The organism is Streptomyces sp. AM 4-1-1 (assembly GCF_029167625.1).
In the GTDB taxonomy this organism is placed as follows: domain Bacteria; phylum Actinomycetota; class Actinomycetes; order Streptomycetales; family Streptomycetaceae; genus Streptomyces.
Genome location: NZ_CP119145.1, coordinates 4,992,811 through 5,011,638, shown reverse-complemented (window position 1 = coordinate 5,011,638; position 18,828 = coordinate 4,992,811). Strand labels below are relative to the sequence as shown.

The 18,828-nt window shown below is 69.7% G+C and carries 15 protein-coding genes; 6 read left to right on the top strand and 9 right to left on the bottom strand.

From position 1 onward, the window contains the following. Positions 1-10 precede the first annotated feature (10 nt). A complete protein-coding gene (locus tag PZB75_RS21360; protein WP_275536901.1) occupies positions 11-205 on the bottom strand; it encodes a hypothetical protein in 195 nt (64 codons plus the stop codon). Positions 206-374: 169 nt separating this feature from the next. Here PZB75_RS21360 and PZB75_RS21355 point away from each other — a divergent pair, with 169 nt between their 5' ends. Further along, the gene (locus PZB75_RS21355) at positions 375-2,513 is read left to right on the top strand and encodes an alpha/beta fold hydrolase (RefSeq protein ID WP_275536900.1); all 2,139 of its coding nucleotides are present in this window, start codon (positions 375-377) and stop codon (positions 2,511-2,513) included. Between the two features lie 87 nt (positions 2,514-2,600). On the opposite strand, the gene PZB75_RS21350 is transcribed toward PZB75_RS21355, so the two are convergent. From PZB75_RS21350 to PZB75_RS21325, 6 genes are all read right to left on the bottom strand, one after another. Continuing rightward, entirely contained in the window at positions 2,601-3,824 is a 1,224-nt protein-coding gene (locus PZB75_RS21350) for a hypothetical protein (RefSeq protein ID WP_275536899.1), read from the bottom strand. Between the two features lie 102 nt (positions 3,825-3,926). Next, complete coding sequence (locus tag PZB75_RS21345) at positions 3,927-5,231, bottom strand: dipeptide ABC transporter ATP-binding protein (RefSeq protein WP_275536898.1); 1,305 nt, start codon at positions 5,229-5,231, stop codon at positions 3,927-3,929. Beyond that, positions 5,221-6,198 carry an ABC transporter ATP-binding protein gene (locus PZB75_RS21340; RefSeq protein WP_275536897.1) on the bottom strand — a complete coding sequence of 326 codons (978 nt, stop codon included), beginning with the start codon at positions 6,196-6,198 and terminating at the stop codon, positions 5,221-5,223. Before PZB75_RS21340 ends, PZB75_RS21345 begins: the two co-directional genes overlap by 11 nt. Before the next feature lie 13 nt (positions 6,199-6,211). Beyond that, complete coding sequence (locus tag PZB75_RS21335; RefSeq protein ID WP_275536896.1) at positions 6,212-7,183, bottom strand: ABC transporter permease; 972 nt, start codon at positions 7,181-7,183, stop codon at positions 6,212-6,214. Then, positions 7,176-8,099, bottom strand: a complete 924-nt coding sequence (locus PZB75_RS21330) for an ABC transporter permease (protein ID WP_275536895.1) — start codon at positions 8,097-8,099, stop codon at positions 7,176-7,178. Before PZB75_RS21330 ends, PZB75_RS21335 begins: the two co-directional genes overlap by 8 nt. 103 nt (positions 8,100-8,202) lie before the next feature. Continuing rightward, positions 8,203-9,849 carry an ABC transporter substrate-binding protein gene (locus PZB75_RS21325; protein WP_275536894.1) on the bottom strand — a complete coding sequence of 549 codons (1,647 nt, stop codon included), beginning with the start codon at positions 9,847-9,849 and terminating at the stop codon, positions 8,203-8,205. Between the two features lie 384 nt (positions 9,850-10,233). Between PZB75_RS21325 and PZB75_RS21320 the strand changes: the two genes are divergently transcribed. From PZB75_RS21320 to PZB75_RS21300, 5 genes are all read left to right on the top strand, one after another. Next, positions 10,234-11,262: an ABC transporter permease gene (locus PZB75_RS21320; RefSeq protein ID WP_275536893.1), complete on the top strand. Its 1,029-nt coding sequence runs from the start codon at positions 10,234-10,236 to the stop codon at positions 11,260-11,262. A gap of 78 nt (positions 11,263-11,340) precedes the next feature. Further along, positions 11,341-13,131 (top strand): ABC transporter substrate-binding protein, encoded by a 1,791-nt coding sequence (locus tag PZB75_RS21315; protein ID WP_275536892.1) that lies wholly within the window; start codon positions 11,341-11,343, stop codon positions 13,129-13,131. A gap of 93 nt (positions 13,132-13,224) precedes the next feature. Further along, positions 13,225-14,205, top strand: a complete 981-nt coding sequence (locus PZB75_RS21310; protein ID WP_275536891.1) for an ABC transporter permease — start codon at positions 13,225-13,227, stop codon at positions 14,203-14,205. 10 nt (positions 14,206-14,215) lie between these two features. Continuing rightward, positions 14,216-15,241, top strand: a complete 1,026-nt coding sequence (locus tag PZB75_RS21305; protein WP_275536890.1) for an ABC transporter ATP-binding protein — start codon at positions 14,216-14,218, stop codon at positions 15,239-15,241. 26 nt (positions 15,242-15,267) lie between these two features. Next, positions 15,268-16,404 carry a dipeptide ABC transporter ATP-binding protein gene (locus tag PZB75_RS21300; protein WP_275536889.1) on the top strand — a complete coding sequence of 379 codons (1,137 nt, stop codon included), beginning with the start codon at positions 15,268-15,270 and terminating at the stop codon, positions 16,402-16,404. 204 nt (positions 16,405-16,608) lie between these two features. On the opposite strand, the gene PZB75_RS21295 is transcribed toward PZB75_RS21300, so the two are convergent. Beyond that, complete coding sequence (locus PZB75_RS21295) at positions 16,609-17,766, bottom strand: dipeptide ABC transporter ATP-binding protein (protein ID WP_275536888.1); 1,158 nt, start codon at positions 17,764-17,766, stop codon at positions 16,609-16,611. Continuing rightward, a complete protein-coding gene (locus tag PZB75_RS21290; RefSeq protein ID WP_275536887.1) occupies positions 17,759-18,817 on the bottom strand; it encodes an ABC transporter ATP-binding protein in 1,059 nt (352 codons plus the stop codon). Before PZB75_RS21290 ends, PZB75_RS21295 begins: the two co-directional genes overlap by 8 nt. Between the last annotated feature and the right edge of the window lie 11 nt (positions 18,818-18,828).

Here is an 18,828-nt window from a genome sequence, read left to right as displayed (position 1 = left end):
CGACCTGATGTCAGAACTTGATGCCCCCGATCATGCCGGCCACGTTCGAGGTCACCTCCGAGATGGTCGGTGCGATGGACGAGCTCGCGAGATAGAAACCGAGCAGCGCGCAGACCACCGCATGTCCGCCCTTCAGTCCGGATTTCCGGATCAGCAGGAAGACCACGATCGCCAGCAGCACCACCGCCGAAATCGAGAGTGCCACGGCGGTTCACCTCCATCAGTACAGTCGGGGACGGGCAGCACACATGGAGCCAGCAGGCTTTTCATACCCACCGAGCGCTACGGATCATAACTATCCGTGCCAAGGCATTGATCGGAGCACGGCAGCACGAGGGGCGCACGGAACGGCTCCTGGCGTTAGGTTCAGGGCCATGACCTCGCAGAAGCTCTCGTTTCCACGTCAGCACGCCAGAACTCAGCGATTCACTCTCGGCGCACCCCGGGCGTTCACCGTCTCACCAGATGGGACGAGGATCGCCTTCCTCAGGTCGTCCTCCGGCACCGACCGGACGAACCGGCTCTGGGTGCTGGACCTTTCGGACGGTGGGACCGGGGAACGGCTCGTCGCGGACCCCGAGGCGCTGCTGGGGGGCTCGACGGAGAAGTTGTCGCCGCAGGAGCGGGCGCGGCGCGAGCGGAGCCGCGAGGGCTCCTCGGGCATCGTCGGCTACGCGGTCGACGCGGCGGCCGAGTCGGCCGCCTTCGCCCTCTCCGGCAAGGTGTACGTCGCCGATCTGCGGGCCGGGTCCGCGCGGGCGCTGCCGGTGCCCGGACCGGTGCTCGATCCCCGCCCCTCCCCCGACGGCCGTCATGTCGCCTACGTGGCGAAGGGCGCGCTGCGCGTCGTGGGGGCCGGGGGCGACGGGGACCGGGCGGTCGCCGAGCCGGAGGGCGCCGGAGTGACGTACGGCCTCGCGGAGTTCGTCGCGGCCGAGGAGATGGACCGCTCGCGGGGTTTCTGGTGGTCGCCGGAGTCCGACCGGCTGCTGGTCGCCCGGGTCGACGACAGCCCCGTACAGCGGTGGTGGATCGCCGATCCGGCGAACCCGGGGCACCGGCCCGCCGAGGTGGCGTACCCGGCGGCGGGCACCGGCAACGCCGAGGTGCGCCTCTTCGTGCTGGGGCTCGACGGAAGCCGGACCGAGGTCGAGTGGGACCGGGCGCGGTACCCGTACCTCGCCCGGGTCCACTGGTCGTCGGCGGGCGCTCCGCTGCTGCTCGTCCAGGCCAGGGACCAGCGCGCGCAGCGCTGTCTGGCCGTGGACCCGGAGACCGGCGCGACGCGGACCGTGCACGTCGACGAGGACCCGGCGTGGCTGGATCTCTTCCCCGGTGTGCCCGCGTGGACGCCGGACGGGCGGCTGGTCCGGATCGCGGACGAGGGCGGGGCCCGGGTGCTGGCGGTCGGCGACCGGCTGCTGACCGGGGCTCAGCTCCAGGTCCGGGCGGTCCTGGACATCGGCGACTCGGACATCCTGGTGTCGGCGGTGGCGGGCGAGGAGGCCGCCGCGCCGGAGGTCGGTGAGAGCCATGTCTACCGGGTCAACGAGCTGGGAACAGAACGCGTTTCCGAAGGGGTGGGTGTGCACTCCGCGGTCCGCGGCGGCGGGGTGACCGTGCTCGTCTCGGCGCGTCCGGACCGGCCCGGCGGCTCGGTCGAGGTACTGCGGGACGGCAAGCGGGTCGCGACCGTCACCTCGTACGCGCAGGAGCCGGTGCTGTCGGCCCGGGTGACGCTCACCGAGGGGGGCGCACGGCGGATTCCGTGCGCCGTGCTGCTCCCCACCGGCTACACCGAGGCCGACGGTCCGCTCCCGGTCCTGATGGACCCGTACGGCGGCCCGCACGGCCGGCGGGTGCTCGCCTCCCACAACGCGCACCTGACGTCCCAGTGGTTCGCCGACCACGGGTTCGCGGTGATCGTCGCCGACGGCCGGGGCGCCCCGGGCCGCTCGCCCGCCTGGGAGAAGGCGATCAGGGACGATTTCGTCCTCACGCTGGACGACCAGGTGGACGCGCTGCACGCGCTGGCCGAGCGGTTCCCGCTGGATCTCGGCAGGGTCGCGATGCGCGGCTGGTCGTACGGCGGCTACCTCTCGGCACTGGCGGTGCTGCGCAGGCCCGAGGTGTTCCACGCGGCGGTGGTGGGGGCCCCGGTGACGGACTGGCGGCTGTACGACACCCACTACACCGAGCGCTACCTCGGCGACCCGGCGGAGCGGCCCGAGGTGTACGCGTACAACGCGCTGATGACCGACGACGGTCTCTCGAACCCGGCGCGGCAGGTACGGCCGATGATGATCGTGCACGGCCTGGCGGACGACAACGTGGTGGTCGCGCACTCGCTGCGGCTCTCCTCCGCGCTGCTCGCGGCGGGCCGCCCCCATGAGGTGCTGCCGCTGAGCGGGGTGACGCACATGACTCCGCAGGAACAGGTGGCGGAGAACCTGCTGCTGCTCCAGGTCGACTTCCTCAAGCGCTCGCTGGGGATGGGCGGTTCCGCGGAGTAGGACCCGCGTCGAGTCGTGGGCCGGGCTCGCGCCGCCCGCCGTGACGTCACCGGCCGGACGGCGGCGGGGGCGGCCGCCTCCGCCTCCTCACCGGCCGGGCGGCGGCTCGGAGGGTGGTGGCGGCGGGCCGAATCCGCCGGGCCGGCCGTCGCCGCCGTCGCCGCTCGGCGGTTCGCCGCCGTACCCCCACCGACCCCGGTCCGGGCCGGGCGCGGAGCCCGTCCCCGGCGGGTACCCGTGGGCGGGCGGGTATCCGGGCGCGTGGCCGGGTGGCTGCCCCGGTGCGTAGCCGGGCGGGTACGGCGCTCTGGCGGGCCCGCCGCCCGTCCCGTGACCCTGCCAGGGGCCGGGCGCCCGGTCCGGGCCGTACCCCTGCCACGCGCCGTACCCGGCATACGGCTCGGACGGTCGGCCCCGCGTCCCGCCGGCGGCCGTCACGAGCAGCACCACCACTCCCGCGCCCGCCTCGAACAGCCAGGTGGCCACGGTGAGTTGGGCCTCCGTCCGGAAGTCGGAGAAGTGGTCGAGCAGGTCGTACCTCACGATCCGGGTGATCCCCAGCAGACCGGCGTTCAGCACCAGTCCCGAGGCGAACAGGGCGAGCGGCCTGGCGTGGCCGGCGCGGACGAGCCCGCTCACCGCCGCGACCAGGCAGAGCAGGGCGATGGTGACGCCGGTCCAGCCGGCCGGTGCGTCGATCAGCGGCTGGTGGACCCGTCGGCCGCCGATCAGCCAGTCCGGGTACGCCTCCGGGGTCAGCGTGGCCTGGCGGATCTCCCAGGCGATGCCCACCGCGCCCGCCAGGCCCAGCAGCGGGAAGGCCACCGCCGAGGCGCCCGGACCCGCCCGGGTGGGCAGGGGTTCGTACGCGTCGCGCGGCGCCCTGCGGCCCGCGAGCACGGTGACGACCAGTGCCGCACCGACCGCGAGCGCCACGCAGGCGCAGCCGAGTGCCCGGGTGCGGAGCTGGTCCGTGGCCCGGTCCTCCGCCCAGGAGGCGCCGATGGTCCACAGCCCGGGGAGCCGGACCACCAGGGTGAGCGCTCCGGCACCGACCAGGGCGGACGCGGCCACCGGCGAACGCCGCGCGGTGAGCGCGACGACGAGGTACGCCACCAGCAGCACCACGTCCAGGGACGAGGTGGTGGGGACGAACGTCGGCTGTGCGGCGTAGTCGCCCGACCAGGACCGCCACAGCCCGCCGGGCCCGTCGGCCGCTCCGAGGTCCCGCGCGACCCAGGCCCCGGTCAGCACCGCGAGCACACCGCAGAGGACGGCGCCGGTCACACGCGCGCCGCGGGTAAGTATCACGCGAGCGATACTCCACCGCGCCCGGCCACCGGACAAGAGGGCGTCAGGACCGGAACCGCATCATCATGACGGCCCGTCAGCTGCCGTGCTCCTGCGGGCGATTCAGTCGGCAGCGGTGCTTCCCGTACCGGACGGGGGCGGTCCGCCGTCGCTCCCGGCGGCACCCGCGCCCCCCGCCGGGGCCGCACCCTCCGGCCGGTCCTCGCCGCCCCCCGGTCGCGCGGTGGCCGCGTCCGGCGCGTCCGGGGCCCCCTCCGGCCGGCGCGGCGGTCCCGGCGGCGCCGTGTCCGGCACCACCATCCGCTTCTCCTCCGCGAAGTGGCACGCGGAGTCGTGCCGGGCCGGGCTGTCCGTGTCCCGGAAGACCGCCGGGACCGCCAGCAGCGGCACCTCCAGCGCGCACCGCTCCTGGGCCTTCCAGCAGCGGGTGCGGAAGCGGCAGCCGGACGGGATGTTGGCCGGGGACGGCACGTCGCCGGTGAGGATGATCCGTTCGCGGGAGTCGCGGGCGCTCGGGTCGGGCACCGGGACCGCCGACAGCAGCGCCTGGGTGTACGGGTGCGTCGGGTGGTCGTAGATCTCCTCGTCCGTGCCGGTCTCCACGATCCGGCCCAGGTACATCACGCCGATCCGGTCGGAGATGTGCCGGACGATCGACAGGTCGTGCGCGATGAAGACGTACGACAGGCCGAACTCCGCCTGGAGCCGGTCGAGCAGATTGACGACCTGGGCCTGGACGGAGACGTCGAGGGCCGAGACCGGTTCGTCCGCGACGATGATCTCCGGGTTGAGCGCGAGGCCGCGGGCGATGCCGATGCGCTGGCGCTGACCGCCGGAGAACTGGTGCGGGTAGCGGTTGATGTACTCCGGGTTGAGCCCGACCACGTCCAGCAGTTCCCTGACCCGGCGGCGCCGGTCGCCCTTCGGGGCCACCTCGGAGTGGATCTCGTACGGCTCGCCGATGATGTCGCCGACCGTCATCCTCGGGTTGAGCGAGGTGTACGGGTCCTGGAACACCATCTGGATGTTGCGGCGCACGGCCTTCATCGCCCGGCCGGACAGCTTGGTGATGTCCTCGCCCTTGTACCGGATCGCACCCGCCGTCGGCTGCTCCAGATGCACCAGCAGCCGCGCGACGGTGGACTTGCCGCAACCCGACTCGCCCACGATGCCGAGGGTCTCACCGGCCGCCAGGTCGAAGGAGACCCCGTCGACCGCCTTCACCGCGCCGACCTGCCTCTTGATCAGGATGCCCTGGGTCAGCGGGTAGTGCTTGACGAGGTCGCGGACCTCCAGGATGGGTTCGCGTCCGGCGTACGCGGTCTGCTGCCGCGACCTGGCCAGCAGATCACGCGCCGCGTCGCCCTCCTCGCGCGCCTGCCTGCGCCCCGAGTGGTCAGCGTGCATCGAGGGTCTCCTTCCAGAAGTGGCAGGCGCTCCTGCGGTGCGCGTCGACCTCGTACAGCGGCGGCACATCGGTACGGCACACGTCGCGGGCCTGTGGGCAGCGGGGGTTGAACGCGCAGCCGGGCGGGATGTGCAGCAGGTTGGGCGGCAGGCCCTTGATCGCGTACAGCTCCCGCCCCTTCTGGTCCAGGCGCGGGATCGAGGCGAGCAGGCCCTTGGTGTACGGGTGGGCGGGGGCCCGGTAGATCTCGTGGACGGGGGCGGACTCGACGATGCGGCCGGCGTACATCACGGCGATCTTGTCGGCGACGTCGGCCACCACACCCAGGTCGTGGGTGATCAGGATGAGGCCCATGTTCAGTTCCCGCTGGAGTTCCGCGAGCAGGTCCATCACCTGGGCCTGGACGGTCACGTCGAGCGCGGTGGTCGGCTCGTCCGCGATGATCAGGTCCGGCTCCAGGGCCAGCGCCATGGCGATCATGATGCGCTGGCGCATACCGCCGGAGAACTGGTGCGGATAGTTCCCGACCCGTTCCTTGGCGGCCGGGATGCGGACCCGGTCCATCAGCTCGACCGACTTCCTCCTGGCGTCCCCGCGGGACATCCCCCGGTGCACGGTGAACATCTCGCCGAGCTGGTCGCCGACACTGATCACGGGGTTCAGGGAGGACAGCGCGTCCTGGAAGATCATGGCCATCTCCTGGCCGCGTACCTTGCGCCGTTCCTCGTTCCTGAGCTTCAGCAGATCGCGGCCCTTGAACAGGATCTCGCCGCCGCTGATCCTGCCGGGCGGTACGTCGAGGATGCCCATGACGGCCTGGGCGGTGACGGACTTGCCCGAGCCGGACTCGCCGAGCACGGCGAGGGTCTCCCCCTCGGCCACCGAGTAGTTGACCCCGTTGACGGCCTTGGCGACTCCGTCCCGGGTGTGGAACTCCACGTGCAGATCGCGCACTTCGAGCAGCATGGCGACGGCCTCCTCAGCGCAGCTTGGGGTCGAGGGCGTCGCGCACCGCGTCGCCGAGCATGATGAACGCGAGGACCGTCACGGCCAGCGCCCCGGCGGGCCAGAGCAGCATGTGCGGGGCGTTGCGGATGTACGGGGAGGCGGCGGAGATGTCGATGCCCCAGGAGACGGCGGGCGGTTTCAGCCCGACTCCGAGGTACGACAGGGTCGCTTCGAGCGCGATGTAGGTGCCGAGCGCGATGGTCGCGACGACGATGACGGGGGCGATCGCGTTGGGCGCGATGTGCCGCAGCAGCATCCGTGAGTTGGAGGAGCCCAGGGCCCGCGCGGCCTGTACGTAGTCGTTCTGTTTGGCGGTGATCACCGAGCCGCGGGCGATGCGGGCGATCTGCGGCCAGCCCAGCAGGACGATGAAGCCGATCACCGGCCAGACGGTGGAGCTGGTGATCACGGACAGGAAGACCAGGCCGCCGAGGACCACCGGGATGCCGAAGAAGACGTCGGTGATGCGGGAGAGGATGGCGTCCCACCAGCCTCCGAAGAAGCCGGCGAGACCGCCGAGCACGCTGCCGAGCAGCGACACCCCGACGGTGGCGCAGACGCCGACGGTGACGGAGGCGCGTGCGCCGTGGACGGTACGGGTGTAGACGTCGCAGCCCTGTCCGTCGAAGCCGAAGGGGTGGCCGGACCGGGAGCCCTGCTGGGCCTTGTCGAGGTCGCAGGCGAGCGGGTCGCCGTCGGCGATCAGCGAGGGCCAGATCGAGATGATCACCAGGAACAGGATGATCAGCGCGGAGATGATGAAGACGGGGTTGCGGCGCAGGTCCGCCCAGGCGTCGGACCACAGGCTGTGCGGCTTGCCGGTGGGGCCCGAGCCGTCGCCGCCGGTACCCTCCAGGGTCTGCCCCTCCCCCATGGCGAGGTCCGTCGCGCCGCCGGCCCCGGCCGGGGAGATCGCTCCGTCCGATGGCTGCGGCTCAGGCATAGCGAATCCTCGGGTCGAGTACGGCGTACAGGAGGTCGACGATCAGGTTCGCCGCCAGGAAGACGAGGACCAGGATGGTGACGAACCCGACGACGGTCTGGGAGTTCTGGCGCAGGATGCCCTGGTAGAGCTGGTAGCCGACGCCGTGGATGTTGAAGATGCGCTCGGTGACGATCGCGCCGCCCATCAGGGCGCCCACGTCGGTGCCGATGAAGGTGACGACGGGGATCAGCGAGTTCCGCAGCAGGTGACGGAGGATCACCCGGCGCCGGGGCAGTCCCTTGGCGGTGGCCGTCCGGACGTAGTCGGCGCGGGCGTTCTCGGCGATCGACGACCGGGTCAGGCGGGCGACGTAGGCGAGGGACACCGAGGCGAGGACGAGGCCCGGCACGATGAGTTCGTCGACGGGCGCCTCGGGCGACACCGATGGTTTCATGACGCCCCACTCGACGCCGAGCAGGAGCTGGAGCAGCAGACCGGTGACGAAGGTCGGCACGGAGATGACGATCAGGGTCAGGATCAGCACGGTGGTGTCGACGGGGCGGCCCCGGCGCAGTCCGGTGACGACGCCGAGGCTGATGCCGATCACGATCTCGAAGACGATGGCGACGATGGTGAGCCGGATGGTGATGGGGAAGGCGGTGCCCATCAGCTCGGTGACCTTCTGGCCGTTGAACGCGGTCCCGAAGTCACCCGTGAAGACGTTGCCCATGTACGTCGCGTACTGCTGCCAGACCGGCTTGTCGAGGCCGAACTCGGTGCGCAGCTGGGCGGCGGTCGACGGGTCGCACTGGCGGTCGCCGCAGAGACCGGCGATGGGGTCACCCATCACGTTCACCATGAGGAAGATCAACAGCGTGGCGCCGAAGAAGACCGGGATCATCTGCAGCAGCCGCCGGATCACATAACGTCCCATGAAGGGCTCCGGGGGTCGCGGGGTCGGGGGCTCGGTTCCGGGGAACGGCCGAGGCCGGGTGGCCGGTGCGCTGCCCGCACACCGGCCACCCGGCCTCAGCGGGTCACTTGACCTTGATCTGCTCGTACACCGGGACGCTGAACTGGTTCAGCGAGACGTCCGAGATCCGGTCCGAGTAGCCGGCGCTGCCGTTCTGGTACCAGAGCGGGATGACGGGCATCTGGTCGGCGAGGACCCGCTCGGCGTCCTGGAAGGTGGTGATGGCCTTGGCCTTGTCGGACTCGGCGTTGGCCTTGTCGACGAGTCCGTCGAACTTCTTGTTGCTCCACTTGCCGTCGTTGGAGGAGGCGTTGGTGTAGTAGAGCGGCTGGAGGAAGTTCTGGATCAGCGGGTAGTCCATCTGCCAGCCCGCGCGCCAGGGGCCGGTGAGCTTCTGCTGGGTGACCTGGTTGCGGAAGTCGGCGAAGGTGCCGACGGGCCCGCCGACGCAGGCCCTGTTGTTGCCCATGACGTTGTTGATGCTGTTGCAGATGGCGTCCACCCACTCCTTGTGGGAGCCGGTGTCCGCGTTGTACGTGATCTTCAGCTGGCCGCCGGGGATGCCGCCGCCCTCCTGGATCAGCTTCTTGGCCTGCGCCTTGTCGTACTCGCAGGGGGCGCCGCAGAGGCCCTTCTTGAAGCCGCCCTCCTCGCCGAGGACCGGGGAGGTCCAGTCGGACGCGGGGGTGCGGGTCTTCTGGAAGATCTGGCTGGTGATCTGGTCGCGGTTGATGGCCATCGAGAGGCCCTGACGGACCTTGACCGCCTTGTCCGTGTCCCACTTCTTGTCGTAGAAGGGGAAGGCCAGGGTCTGGATGATGCCTGCCGGGGTGTTGATGTACCGGCCGCCGAGGTCGGACTTGACGTTCTTCAGCTGGGAGGCGGGGACGTCGTCGACGAGGTCGAGGTTGCCCGCGGTCAGGTCGGTGTAGGCGGTGTTGTTGTCGGTGTAGACCTTGAGGTCGACGCCGCCGTTGCGCGCCTTGTCCTCGCCGGGGTACTTGTCCCACTTGCGGAGCTTCATCGAGGAGCCCTTGGCGTACTTCTGGATGGCGTAGGGGCCGTTGCCGACCGGCTTGGAGAGCCAGCCGGCGTGGTCGGTGAAGAACGTCCTGGGCAGCGGGGCGAAGGCCGGGTAGCCGAGGGTGTCGGGCCACAGCGAGAACTTCTGCGAGAGCTTCGCCGTGAAGGTCCTGTCGTTGACGACCTTGAGTCCGGAGAGGGTGTCGGCGGAGGCCTTGCCCGTCTCGGGGTGGACCTTGTCGTATCCCTCGATGTAGCCGAAGAAGTAGGCGTTCTTCTGGTTGTTCTTGAGCGCCGCGCCGTAGTTCCAGGCGTCCACGAAGGACTTCGCGGTGACCTTCTCGCCGTTGCTGAAGGTCCAGCCGTCCTTCAGGGTGATCGTGAAGTTCTGCGCGTCGGTCGACTCGATCTTCTCGGCGAGCATGTTCTTCGCCTCGCCGGTCTTCGGGTCGTACCGCTTGAGTCCGCGGAACACCATGTCGAGGACCTTGCCGCCCTGCACCTCATTGGTGTTGGCGGGCTCCAGGGGGTTCTGCGGGTCGCCCCAGGAGGAGCTGACGATCCCGTCGGCACCGCCGCCGCCACCACCGCCACCACCGCCGCTGTCGTCCCCACCACCGCAGGCCGTCGCCGTCAGGGCGACGGCCACCGCACATGCGGCCCATCTGGCCTGTGTGGCTCCACGCATGGAGTGCCTCCTCAGAGCGCTCGGTCTCACTTAGGCCCAAATATCACCTCATAACAACTGTTGCGCATATTTACTCCCGCCATCCGGGTGCGGGCATGACGGGAACCGGTCGGCCGGATGGCCGGATGTACGCATTCCGAGATGTTCACATCCGGATATCGGAATCAATGGCGGATTCGCCCCCCGGCGGGCGGAACATCCCCCACTTTTGATCATGCACAGGTAAAGAGCGCGTCCGTCTACGGTCATGTACTGGTCAATAACCCAAAGAACGGTTCAAGGCCCCCCGCCGCGCATTGACCCTGTCCGAGCCACGTTGACAAGGTCCGCGTAGCCCGTAGGTGTGTCCTGCGGAGTCCTCAGACCCTCCGGGCCAGGAGCACCATGACGCAATCAACTCCCCATGCGGCTGCCCCGTTCGAGGTGGTCGAAGCGGACGTACCCGCACTGCCGGACATCTCGGCGCCCAAGGGCGGCGAGGGCCGCTCCCCGGGCAGGCTCGCCTGGCGGCGGTTCAAGCGCGACCGCACCGGGGTCCTCTCGGCCTACGTGGTCCTCTTCTTCTTCGCCGTGGCACTCTGCGCGCCACTGATCTCCAAGCTGTACGGCAAGGACCCGTACACGACGTACGGGCAGGACTCCGACGGCCTGCTCAACGACTTCGGGTTCCCGATCAAGCCCAACGGCGGTATCAGCGGCGACTTCTGGTTCGGCATCGAGCCCCAGCTGGGCCGCGACCTCTTCACCTTCCTGATCTACGGCATCCGCAACTCGCTGTTCATCGCGGGCGTCACCGCGGTCCTGGTGACCGTGCTCGGCATCGTCATCGGCATCACGGCCGGCTACCTCGGCGGGAAGACGGACTACTTCATCGGCCGGATCATCGACATCCTGCTGGCCTTCCCGTCCACGCTGTTCTTCATCGCGTTCTGGCCGGTGCTGATCTCGATCCTGGTCTCCCCCGAGGAGGCCACCCCGCTGTGGCTCACGATCACCAGCCTCATCCTCGTGATGACCGCCTTCGGCTGGGCGTCCATCGCGCGTCTGCTGCGCGGCGAGGTACTGGCCCTGCGGGAGCGGGAGTTCGTCGAGGCCGCGAAGGTGACGGGCGCCTCGCCGGCCCGGATCATCTTCAAGGAGCTGCTGCCCAACCTGTGGACGCCGATCCTCATCCAGGCGACCCTCGCGCTCCCCATGTTCGTGACGGCCGAGGCCGGACTCGCCTTCCTGGGCGTCGGACTGACCCAGAAGACGCCCGACTGGGGCGTGATGCTGCAACGCGGCGCCGACGTCTACCAGGACGACATCACCTTCATGCTCTTCCCCGGCCTGACCATGGTGATCTTCGTCCTCGCGTTCAACCTCCTCGGCGACTCGATCCGCGACGCGCTCGACCCGAAGACCAAGCGCTGACCGTTCCACCGGCCCGGAGCCACGGGGCTCCGCCGGACCCGTTCCGTCTCCTTTCCGCACCGATCAGGGCAGGTTGCCATGTCTCTCTCCCGCAGAAACTTCGTCATCGCCACATCCCTCGCGGCGGGCGGCTCCATCGTTCTCTCCGCGTGCAGCAGTGGTGACGCGGGCGGGAGCGGGGGCAAGAGCGGCACCCCGGAAGCGGGCGCCACCAAGTACACCGGCTCGACCGTCACGATCGGCACCAAGGCCGACTCGACCGGTCCGGCCCCCGAGATCCCGGGCGCCAAGAAGGGCGGCACGATCTACGGCGTCTCCGAGGACGACTTCTCGCACCTGGACCCGCAGCGCATCTACTTCGCGTTCAACTCCAGCGCCGCGCTCCTCTTCGCACGCTGCCTCACCGGTTACCGGATCGACGACAAGGGCGCCCTGACCCTCGTCGGCGACCTCGCCACCGACACCGGCACCGCGTCCCCCGACAACAAGTCCTGGACCTTCACGCTGAAGGACGGGCTGAAGTGGCAGGACGGCAGCGAGCTGACCGTCGAGGACGTGCGCCACGGCATCGAGCGCGCGTGGGCCCCGTTCATCACCGAGGGGGCGGCCTACGTCCAGCAGGCGCTGACCGGCAAGGGCGACTGGCGCAAGGGCTACGAGGGCCCGTACGGCGGCAAGCACCTGGAGCAGATCGTCACCGACAAGGCCAAGAAGACGATCACCTTCAACCTGAAGGAGGCCCGCCCGGACTTCAACTTCACGCTGGCCATGCACTCGTACGCCGCCACGCCACTGAAGCTGGACACCAAGGAGAAGTACGACAAGCAGCCGGTCTCCTGCGGCCCGTACATCGTCAAGCACCGCTCCATCGACAAGTCGATGACGCTGACGCGCAACAAGCACTGGGACCCGGCGACCGACTCGATCCGCAACGCCTACCCGGACACCTTCGAGTTCGAGTTCGGCCCCTCCTCGCTGGAGTCCGCGGACCGGTTCATCGCGGACCAGGGCAAGGACCAGCAGATGGTCTCCATCTACAAGGCCGTCCCCGCCGAGCGCATCCAGAAGGTGCTCACGGACCCGGAGCTGAAGAAGCGCAGCTTCAACGGCCTGCTCACCGGCACGTACTACTACGCCATCAACTGCCGCCGGATCACCGACGTCCAGGTGCGCAAGGCGCTCAACATCGCCTGGCCGCTGGAGCAGATCCGCAAGATCTACGGCGGCCCCTCCGCCGGTGACTACGCCACCACGCTCCTCAGCCCCGACATCCTGGGCCGGGAGAAGTTCGACCTCTACGGCAAGCTGAAGACGCCGCAGGGCGACCCGGAGGCGGCCAAGGCGATCCTGGAGAAGGCCGGCAAGGCCGGCCAGAAGATCGTCTACACGTACCCGCAGAGCCCGACGTACGACAAGACGGCCGTCGTCGTCGAGAACGCGCTGAAGAAGGCCGGCTTCACGCCCGTCATGAAGCCCGTCGACTCGACGTCGTACTACGACCAGATCCAGCAGACCGACAACAGCTTCGACGTCATGTGGTTCGGCTGGTCGCCGGACTGGCCGACCGCCTACACGATGATCCAGCCGCTCCTGGACAGCGCCTCCATCGGCAACGGGCAGAACAACGTCTCCCAGGCCAAGGTCGACTGGATCGACGCCGCCATCAAGGAGAACGTCGTCATCTCCGACCAGCAGAAGGCCGGCGCCGCCTGGACCGCCCTGGACAAGCGGATCATGGACGAGGTCGTCCCGATCATCCCGGAGACGTACCAGCGCCGCTTCTACCAGTTCGGCTCCAAGGTCGGCGGCGCCATGATGGACCCGCTGTTCTCGGCCACCCTGCTCTACAGGACGTACGTCAAGGCCTGACGACCGGCCCCCGCGGCGCGGTGGGCGGCTTCCCGGTGACGGGGAGCCGCCCCTCCCCCATCTCCCTTCCGGCATCCGTCAGGAACACCCACCATGCTCCGCTTCCTCCTGCGCCGTACCGTCGGCGCCGCGGTCATCCTGCTGATCATCAGCGCCCTCGTCTTCGTCCTCTTCTACGCCGCCCCGCGCGACCCCGCCCGGGTCGCCTGCGGCAAGGTCTGCACCCCCGAGACGCTGGCGCTGGTCCGGCAGAATCTCGGCATCGCCGATCCGATCCCGGTGCAGTACTGGCACTGGCTGCAGGGGCTGTTCGTCGGCCGCGAGTACGCGTCGTACGGGCACTGCCCGGCGCCGTGCCTGGGGTATTCGTTCATCAACCGGGAGCCGGTCTTCGGCACCATCGTCGACCGCTTCCCGACCACCCTCTCGCTCTCGGTGGGCAGCGCGGCCGTCTTCGTCCTGTTCGGCGTCGGCACCGGCATGCTGGCCGCCGTCAAGCAGGGCAAGTGGCTCGACAAGCTCGCGTCGTCCGCGTCGCTGGTCGGCTCCTCGCTCCAGATCTACATCGTCGGCGTGGTCGCCATGTACTTCCTGACCGACCAGCTGCACCTGCTGGACCGGCCCACGTACACGCCGTTCACCGAGAACCCGGCCGCCTGGTTCTCCGGGCTGCTGCTTCCGTGGCTGGTGCTCTCCATCATCTTCACCGCCAACTACACCCGCATGGCGCGTTCCCAGTTGGTGGAGACCCTCAGTGAGGACTACGTCCGCACGGCCCGCGCCAAGGGGCTGTCCCAACGGACGGTCTTCTTCCGGTTCGCCTGGCGGGGCGCCATGGGCCCGATCGTCACGATCTTCGGCCTCGACCTCGGGGTGCTGCTCGGCGGCGCGATCATCACCGAGAAGACGTTCAGCCTCCAGGGCATCGGGGCGCTCTCGATCAAGGCCGTCTCCACCAACGACCTGCCGACCCTGCTCGGCGTGATGATGGTGGCGGCGACCGCGATCGTGGTCCTCAACATCGTCGTCGATGCCGTGTACGCCCTCATCGACCCCCGTGTCCGCCTCGCCTAGGGAGAGACCCATGAGCACCCCCTTCCTCTCCGTACGCGATCTGCGCGTCCACTTCTCCACCGAGGACGGCATGGTCAAGGCCGTCGACGGCCTCTCCTTCGACCTGGAGCGGGGCAGGACCCTCGGTATCGTCGGCGAGTCCGGCTCCGGGAAGTCCGTCACCAACCTCGCGATCCTCGGCCTCCACCACCCCGAACACACCGCGATCGGCGGGGAGATCGAGCTGGACGGACAGAGCCTGCTGACCGCGACCGAGCGTCAGCTGGAACGGCTGCGCGGCAACAGGATGGCCATGATCTTCCAGGACGCCCTGGCCTCCCTCTCGCCGTACCACACCATCGGCCGGCAGATCGGCGAGGTGTTCCGCAAGCACACCGGCGCCTCCAGGAAGGAGTCCAGGGCGCGGGCCGTGGAGATGCTGACCAGGGTCGGCATCCCGCAGCCGGGGCTGCGGGTCGACGACTATCCGCACCAGTTCTCCGGCGGAATGCGCCAGCGGGCGATGATCGCCATGGCGCTGGTCTGCGACCCGGCGCTGCTGATCGCGGACGAGCCGACGACCGCGCTGGACGTCACCGTGCAGGCCCAGATCATGGACCTGCTCAAGGACCTCCAGCAGGAGACCGGCACCTCGATCATCTTCGTCACCCACGACCTGGGCGTCATCGCCGACATCGCGGACGACGTGCTCGTGATGTACGGCGGGCGGTGTGTGGAGCGCGGCACCAAGCAGCAGGTCCTGCGGTCGCCCCAGCACCCCTACACCTGGGGGCTGCTGGGGTCCATGCCGTCGCTGGAGGGACCGGTCGACATACCGCTGTCACCGATCCCCGGTACCCCGCCCAGCTTGCTGAACCCGCCGACCGGCTGCCGGTTCCACCCCCGGTGCACCTTCACCGAACAGGTCATGGGCGGGCGCTGCTCGACCGACCGGCCGCCGCTGGAGCTGGTGGACGACCGGGGGGCGGCCTGCCACCTCACCGCCGGACAGCGCGCCGAGCTCTTCGCCGGTATCGCCGGCAGCCGGTCCAACTGACGTACAAGAGACGGGACTTCACCACCATGAGCACGACCGACCCCCTCCTGGACGTCTCCGGACTCAGCAAGCACTTCCCGATCATGGGCGGCTTCCCGATCAGACGGAAGGTCGGCGCGGTCCAGGCCGTCGACGGCCTGGACTTCGGCATCGGCCACGGCGAGAGCCTGGGCCTGGTGGGCGAGTCGGGCTGCGGGAAGTCCACCACGGGCCGGCTGGTCACCCGGCTGCTGGAGCCGACCGGGGGCCGGATCTCCTACCGGGGCAAGGACATCACCCACGCCTCGCGCCGGGAGCTGGCACCGGTCAGGTCCGAGATCCAGATGATCTTCCAGGACCCGTACGCCTCGCTGAACCCCCGGCAGACCGTCGGCAAGATCATCTCCAGCCCGATGGAGGTCAACGACATCCGGCCGACGGGCGGCCGGGAGGCGCGGGTCCGGGAGCTCCTGGAGACCGTCGGGCTCAACCCGGAGCACTACAACCGCTTCCCGCACGAGTTCTCCGGCGGCCAGCGGCAGCGCATCGGGGTGGCCCGCGCGCTGGCCCTGGAGCCGAAGCTGATCGTGGCCGACGAGCCGGTCTCCGCGCTCGACGTGTCGATCCAGGCGCAGGTGGTGAACCTGCTCCAGAACCTCCAGAGGGAACTCGGCATCGCGTTCCTCTTCATCGCCCACGACCTGGCCGTCGTGCGGCACTTCTCGCAGCGCGTCGCGGTGATGTACCTCGGACGGATCGTGGAGATCGCCGACCGCGCGGACCTGTACGGCAATCCGCGCCACCCGTACACCAGGGCGCTGCTCTCCGCCGTGCCCGAGGCGACCGCCGACGACGCGCCGGCCCGCGAGCGCATCCGGCTCACCGGCGACGTGCCGTCCCCGATCGACCCGCCGTCGGGCTGCCGCTTCCGTACCCGCTGCTGGAAGGCGACGGAGAAGTGCGCCACCGACACCCCGCCGCTGGTCGTGGTGGAGGGCAGCAACGCCGGGCACCTGACGGCCTGTCACCACCCGGAGCCGAGCACGCTCGGGTCCGCCGCCGCACCGGCCCGTACCGGCGGGACGGGCCCCGCGTCCCCCGCCGAGGGGCCCCCTTCCCTGTCGAAGGCCACCGCGGCCGCCGAAGGGGCGAGGACCCCCGACGACCCGAAGGCCGGGGCCTGACACCCCGCTCCGGCCCCGGGGAGCCCCGTCCGGTACCGACCGGGCGGGGCTCCCCGGCCCGGGTACCGGGCACGCGCGCCCCTCTGACCCGAGCCGTCCGCGCGCCCGGTACCCGGGAACGGAAGGGCGCCCGGAACCGAACGGTTCCGGGCGCCTTCGTGTGTCCTCGGACAGGGTGACGGACTCAGCCGTACGGGTCCGGACTCAGCCGACCAGTACGGCCTTCTCCTCCGCGAAGTGGCAGGCCGACTCGTGCGCCGCCTGGGTCTCCTCACCCTTGAAGCGCTCCGGGATCGCCAGCAGCGGCACCTCCGTCGCGCACTTGTCCTGGGCCTTCCAGCAGCGGGTGCGGAAGCGGCAGCCCGACGGCGGGTTGGCGGGCGAGGGGACGTCACCGGAGAGGATGATCCGCTCGCGGCCCTCCCGGGCGTCCGGGTCCGGCACCGGGACCGCCGACAGCAGCGCCTGGGTGTACGGGTGCGTCGGGTGGTCGTAGATCTGCGTGTCCGTGCCGATCTCGGCCATCTTGCCGAGGTACATGACCCCGACCCGGTCCGAGATGTGCCGGACGATCGACAGGTCGTGCGCGATGAAGAGGTAGGAGAGGTTGAACTCGTCCTGGAGCTTCTCCATCAGGTTGATGACCTGCGCCTGCACCGACACGTCGAGCGCGGAGACCGGCTCGTCGCAGATGATGATCTCCGGGTTGAGCGCGAGGCCGCGGGCGATGCCGATGCGCTGGCGCTGACCGCCGGAGAACTGGTGCGGGTAGCGGTTGATGTACTCCGGGTTGAGCCCGACGACGTCCAGCAGCTCCTGCACCTTGCGGCGCCGGTCGCCCTTCGGGGCCACCTCGGGGTGGATCTGGAAGGTCTCGCCGATGATGTCGCCGACCGTCATCCTCGGGTTGAGCGAGGTGTACGGGTCCTGGAACACCATCTGGATGTTGCGGCGCACGGCCTTCAGGGCGCGGCCGGACAGCTTGGTGATGTCCTGGCCCTTGAAGAAGACCTCGCCCGCGGTGGCCCGCTCCAGGGTCATCAGCAGCTTGGCGACCGTGGACTTCCCGCAGCCGGACTCGCCCACGATGCCCAGGGTCTCGCCCTGGTACAGGTCGAAGGAGATCCCGTCGACCGCCTTGACCGCGCCGACCTGCTTCTTGAAGAGGATGCCCTGGGTCAGCGGGAAGTGCTTGACCAGGTTGCGCACCTGGAGGATCGGCTCGCCGTGCGAGACCGGGGCCTCGATGGCGGCGACCGCCTCGTCCTCGGTGGCGGCGTTGACCGTGCCGACCTCGGTGACGTTGGGGGTGGCGTCCACGGACTCCGACCCGGCCGCCTTCTTCTTCGGGCTGTCAGCCATGGAGCGTCTCCTTCCAGAAGTGGCAGGCGCTGTGACGGCCGGCCAGTTCGCTGCCGTCCCGCTCCGTCACCGGGTACAGCGGCGGAATGTCCGTGCGGCAGATGTCCTGCGCCATCGTGCAGCGCGGGTTGAAGGCGCAGCCCGGCGGCACGTGGAGCAGGTTGGGCGGCAGTCCCTTGATCGCGAACAGCTCCTGGCCCTTCTGGTCCAGGCGCGGGATCGAGGCGAGCAGGCCCTTGGTGTACGGGTGCGCGGGGCGCTTGTAGATCTCGTGGACCGGCGCGGTCTCGACGATACGGCCCGCGTACATCACGGCGATCTTGTCGGCGACGTCGGCCACCACACCCAGGTCGTGGGTGATCAGGATCAGGCCCATGTTGTACTCGCGCTGGAGTTCCGCGAGCAGGTCCATCACCTGGGCCTGGACGGTCACGTCGAGCGCGGTGGTCGGCTCGTCCGCGATGATCAGGTCCGGCTCCAGGGCCAGCGCCATGGCGATCATGATGCGCTGGCGCATACCGCCGGAGAACTGGTGGGGGTAGTCCCCGATGCGGGCCCTGGCGGCCGGGATCTTGACCTGGTCCATCAGGTCGATGGCCTTTTCCCTGGCGTCCTTCTTGGACAGGCCCTGGTGGACGCGGTACATCTCGCCGAGCTGGTAGCCGACGGTGAGGACGGGGTTCAGCGAGGAGAGCGCGTCCTGGAAGATCATCGCGATCTTCCGGCCGCGGATCTGCCGGCGCTCCTCGTAGCTCATCTTCAGCATGTCCTGGCCGCGGAAGAAGATCTCGCCCTGCGGAATCCTGCCGGGGGGCATGTCGAGGATGCCCATGATGGCCTGGGCCGTCACGGACTTGCCGGAGCCGGACTCGCCGAGCACGGCGAGCGTCTCGCCGGCGCCCACGCTGTAGTTGACACCGTTGACCGCCTTGGCCACACCGTCGCGGGTGTGGAACTCCACATGGAGGTCACGGACTTCGAGCAGTGGGCCGACGTGGTCGTCACCCGAACGTGCGGACGGGACTTCGGCGGTCTTGTCGATGGTGGTCACGTACGCCCTCC

Coding starts and splice junctions, on each gene's coding strand:
- PZB75_RS21355 (WP_275536900.1), top strand. CDS start 375: ATGACCTCGCAGAAGCTCTCGTTTCCACGTCAGCACGCCAGAACTCAG.
- PZB75_RS21345 (WP_275536898.1), bottom strand. CDS start 5,231: ATGCACGCTGACCACTCGGGGCGCAGGCAGGCGCGCGAGGAGGGCGAC.
- PZB75_RS21340 (WP_275536897.1), bottom strand. CDS start 6,198: ATGCTGCTCGAAGTGCGCGATCTGCACGTGGAGTTCCACACCCGGGAC.
- PZB75_RS21335 (WP_275536896.1), bottom strand. CDS start 7,183: ATGCCTGAGCCGCAGCCATCGGACGGAGCGATCTCCCCGGCCGGGGCC.
- PZB75_RS21330 (WP_275536895.1), bottom strand. CDS start 8,099: ATGGGACGTTATGTGATCCGGCGGCTGCTGCAGATGATCCCGGTCTTC.
- PZB75_RS21325 (WP_275536894.1), bottom strand. CDS start 9,849: ATGCGTGGAGCCACACAGGCCAGATGGGCCGCATGTGCGGTGGCCGTC.
- PZB75_RS21320 (WP_275536893.1), top strand. CDS start 10,234: ATGACGCAATCAACTCCCCATGCGGCTGCCCCGTTCGAGGTGGTCGAA.
- PZB75_RS21315 (WP_275536892.1), top strand. CDS start 11,341: ATGTCTCTCTCCCGCAGAAACTTCGTCATCGCCACATCCCTCGCGGCG.
- PZB75_RS21310 (WP_275536891.1), top strand. CDS start 13,225: ATGCTCCGCTTCCTCCTGCGCCGTACCGTCGGCGCCGCGGTCATCCTG.
- PZB75_RS21305 (WP_275536890.1), top strand. CDS start 14,216: ATGAGCACCCCCTTCCTCTCCGTACGCGATCTGCGCGTCCACTTCTCC.
- PZB75_RS21300 (WP_275536889.1), top strand. CDS start 15,268: ATGAGCACGACCGACCCCCTCCTGGACGTCTCCGGACTCAGCAAGCAC.
- PZB75_RS21295 (WP_275536888.1), bottom strand. CDS start 17,766: ATGGCTGACAGCCCGAAGAAGAAGGCGGCCGGGTCGGAGTCCGTGGAC.